Origin of the sequence: Pseudogemmobacter bohemicus, from assembly GCF_003290025.1 — a bacterium.
GTDB classification, from domain to species: domain Bacteria; phylum Pseudomonadota; class Alphaproteobacteria; order Rhodobacterales; family Rhodobacteraceae; genus Pseudogemmobacter; species Pseudogemmobacter bohemicus.
In genome coordinates this window covers 96,043-99,725 of the sequence record NZ_QNHG01000005.1, presented here as the reverse complement: position 1 = coordinate 99,725, position 3,683 = coordinate 96,043, and the positions used below count along the sequence as shown (strand labels likewise).

The window sequence follows — 3,683 nt, the reverse complement described above, 5'->3', positions numbered from 1 at the left end:
AGCTTCTGGCACTCTGGCGCGACCGGACCCGTCAAAGCGCGGATGTGAAACGCCTTGCGACGGACCAGATCGACGGCCTCGAACGGAAGGTGCGCGAGATGCAGGCCATGATCGACACGCTGCGCCAGCTAGCCGACGCATGCTGCGGCGATCACCGGCCCGACTGCCCGATCCTGGCTGACCTCGGGCACGGGGTGGAGCATGGATCTGATTGCACGACACAGCAGAGCGGCAAAGCAGTACCGGTGCAGCATTCTCACTCCCGGGTAGTTAGTTGACTTCGCGGGGGTTCGGCGCGAAGCTCTCATTGTTTGGTGTTCAAGGGGCGCAGAGTCCCGGAACTCAATCGGGAATGAGGAAGGGCGGACCCAATTGCGGCGCTCGAGGCCTCAGCCGCCCCCGCGACTGTATGCGGTAGCGGTCCTTCATCGTGCCACTGGGCCAATGCCCGGGAAGGCGAAGGACTGTGTTAATCCGGGGAGTGGACAGAACATGGGGGTCATGCGGGGCGTTTTCTGTTTGCGACGGTCAGCCGACCATCGAGAACTGCGGCCCTTGTGACGGCTACTCGGTGAGCCCCTTTGGGCGACCAACGCATCCTCTTGCGCTTTCCCATGCGGGCATTGGCAATGTCATCAACTGATCCTTCGGCACGAGAAGACGAGATGGGCAGCCCGTTACGGTACCGTCGGCCATAGTCGACAAGGGCTTCCATGTTTTTCGCGAGATAGGTGTACAGTGTCTCGCAGCGGGCCTGCACACGAGCGGCAGCGGTGCGGACAGCCAGAGGTTCTTCCCCGAGGCCGACGCAATCATGCATCAGCGCCTTCAGATATGTTTCCGCCACCCGTGCTCTGCCATGCCAAAGCCGCCAACGGAGGCTTTTCGCGGGGCGCTGGAACAGCACTGGAACTCCAGTGAACCCCGGTGTCTGGACCAGACCCTGAACGGCGGCCTCGATATGTTGAATGCGCATCGAGATGTGCCACCAGTCGAGGATATGTTTCACCTGACCGTCGCCACCCACGGCATTCCGTATGAGGTTCGGGAGAGCAAGCTCGCCATCAGAGATTGCCGTCAACAGACGGCCTGGCTTCCATCCATAGTCGGACAGCTCTTCTCGCATGCGGCTGCTTGGCGATGCCGTCGCATTGGCGACCAAGCCAAATCGTCGGCACATATTGCGACTTTCAATCTTGCCGACCACAAGATCCAGGTGTCGCTGCTGATACTCCGGTCGACAGCGGATATGCGCACCGTCCAGAAAAACCGTCAAACCACCTTTGGGCGGGGCTTCAACGGGATCGCCTGATGCCCTTCGACTTTTCTCGAGCCCAGTGGCTACTCTTCCCAACCGGTCACGCACCGTGGTGTGATGGGGCGGATGGCAGGGGAGGAAGCTTTTCATCAGCCGCGCCGCTTCGCGAAAGGTATGCCGGGAACCAAGGTCCGCATGTAGCCGTTGCAGCTCCGGGGTAGCCCGGTCTGGAAAGAAATAGGCCAGCGGAGAAATAGGTCCACCGGGCATCGCCGCTGACCTGGCATCACACGAACAGCGGCGCATGCGCGCGGCTTTGACCCGAACCCGCCCAAAGAGCGTGTCGAGATCGCGCGTGCGATAGTCATGAATGGCACGAACCGAGGCGCAATCCGGGCATACGCGGCTTTCTCGAATGATCTCATCGACCTGATCGTAAAGGATTACCCTCTGGATCTGTTCGAGGATCCTTTTCCCATCCTCGAGGCGCAGCCCGATCCCGTCTGGGCAGGTCACCCGGTATGGTCGAGAAATGCCGTCAAGCTGATGAGTGCGCTTCTCCCCGTTGTCGAAGGTCGTTTCGATTGTAATCCGTACGTCCATGGCAGCCCCCCATACAAAGAGCTTACCTTAGCACAGGCCAGATCACCGACGACGACCCCCATGTTCTGTCCACTCCCGCGTCGCAGCATCGCGAAATGGCTGCAGTTCGAAACACCACCGGACCGCAGGCGGGCCGCTTTGAAGCCGAGTTCGCCATGGTATTTTGAAGAGTTCCTGAGCCAAAGCTGGAAGGAGGGCATTCGAACTGGCAGCGCCCTTTTCAGTCTGATCCAAGAGCGTGGTTACGAGGGGAGCCAGTCGCATTTGCAGCGGCTGCTGGCGGGTTGGCGCAGAGCCGAACAGCAAGCGAGCGATCCCAAGGTAGAACACAAGATCCTGGAGCCGGTTCGGGACCCGGAAACGGGGCACGCGATCTCCCCGGTCATCGCGGCCGCGCTGTGCATCAAACCGCGCGGCAAGCTCACCTCGGATCAGGCGCGTAAAGTCGATGCTCTCAAGACCCGCTCTCCCGCCTTCGTATCGATGCGCAGCCTCGCCATGCGGTTCAACGGTATCATGCGTGGGCGCGACGCAGGCCCGCTCCCTGCATGGATCGACGACGCAATCGAAACCGAGTTGGTGCCGATCGTGCGCTTTGCCCGCACATTGAACCGGGACTTCGATGCGGTCAAAAACGCGATTGAGATGCCTTGGAGCAACGGCCAGGCGGAAGGTCAGATCAACCGCCTGAAAATCCTCAAACGCGCCATGTACGGTCGGGCCGGCCCAGAATTGTTGCGGGCAAGAATGCTACCGTTTGACCACACAAAGTGAGGCAGAGCCAGTAATTTTTCGTAATCGTTTTTCTTTTTGAGCGTCCTTGCCTTAACGTGGATGGAAAGGACTACGCACGGCTTTTTCGTGCGCGGTACCAGATCTGGCAAAAAAGGCCAAGCACGACAGGAGCCAGTGCGGACATGAGTGAACTGACGCAATACGCCATTCTGCTCGGCCTGACGTTCGGCACGGTCGGGCTGGTCCTGAGCATCTATGCCCTCGCCCGTGCGATCGGGCGGGCCCGTGCCGAACCCGCCAAGGACGTGCCCGCAACCGCCGGCACGCTGGCCCGCGATCCGGTCTGGGTCCGATACCACGCCAAGTATTACGGCTATGCGCTATTGTTTCTGGCCTTCGATATGGAGATGGCGTTCATGTACCCTTGGGCGGTCGTCTACCGTGAAGAGGGGCTGGTTGCCCTGCTCGACATGGGTGTCTTTCTCGCAATCCTGTTTCTCGGCCTGCTCTATGGATGGAGCCAGGGCGCGCTGAGGCGGCAATGATGGATTTGTCCGGAGCACGTCAGGGTCTGTTGCGCGGTTTCCGCGGGTTGGTCGCCGGGGCCATGGCGCGGGACTTGCGCACGTTCGTTGTTCCCGGTGAGGATATCGCAAATGCCCGTGGTCTCGATCTGGACGCCGCAGGGCTGATCCGCGCGGTGACGCCGCGCCACGCGAACGTCTTGCTGATCGCGGGGCCCTTGCCCACTGCGCTGGCCGATGCGGCCAGCGTCGTCTGGGCCCAGATGCCGCGACCCCGGTGCATTCTGGCGCTTGGTGAGGTCGATCTTGGCCCTCTGCCCACTGCCGACGTGACGGCGGAGATGTCGCAGGCGGGCCTGATCTCCGGACTGGAGGATCTGCGCAAACTGCTCCGCAATGGGGCTTTTGCACCAGACATCACGGAGTTTGATGCGCCTGCCCTGTCGGAGCGGATCGAATACACCTGCCCCATGCATCCCGAAGTCGTTTCGGACGAACCCGGCAAATGCCCGAAATGCGGGATGTTCCTTGTGGAACGCCGCGTTTCCGGCGCGGCGTCGCAC

4 protein-coding genes, 1 pseudogene and 1 riboswitch are annotated in these 3,683 nt (G+C 61.1%); of the genes and pseudogenes, 4 read left to right on the top strand and 1 reads right to left on the bottom strand.

All coding sequences use genetic code 11. The features are described from left to right. Positions 1 to 278: MerR family DNA-binding protein (locus tag DRF71_RS22815; RefSeq protein ID WP_157971266.1), on the top strand; the 278-nt coding region annotated here is incomplete at its 5' end. A gap of 17 nt (positions 279 to 295) precedes the next feature. Then, positions 296 to 504: riboswitch (cobalamin riboswitch) on the top strand. On the opposite strand, the gene DRF71_RS22810 is transcribed toward DRF71_RS22815, so the two are convergent. Then, positions 500 to 1,861, bottom strand: coding sequence for an ISKra4 family transposase (locus DRF71_RS22810; protein WP_456300095.1), 1,362 nt, complete (start codon positions 1,859 to 1,861; stop codon positions 500 to 502). It overlaps the preceding riboswitch by 5 nt. 78 nt (positions 1,862 to 1,939) lie before the next feature. On the opposite strand from DRF71_RS22810, the pseudogene DRF71_RS22805 reads away from it, so the two are divergent. The 3 genes and pseudogenes from DRF71_RS22805 to DRF71_RS28230 form a co-directional block, all read left to right on the top strand. Then, a pseudogene (locus DRF71_RS22805) lies at positions 1,940 to 2,635 on the top strand (transposase); the annotation flags it as partial. A gap of 143 nt (positions 2,636 to 2,778) precedes the next feature. Beyond that, positions 2,779 to 3,141, top strand: coding sequence for an NADH-quinone oxidoreductase subunit A (locus tag DRF71_RS22800; protein WP_043847423.1), 363 nt, complete (start codon positions 2,779 to 2,781; stop codon positions 3,139 to 3,141). Then, a partial coding sequence (locus DRF71_RS28230; RefSeq protein ID WP_269814399.1) for a heavy metal-binding domain-containing protein occupies positions 3,141 to 3,683 on the top strand: 543 nt, incomplete at its 3' end. The genes DRF71_RS22800 and DRF71_RS28230, both read left to right, overlap by 1 nt.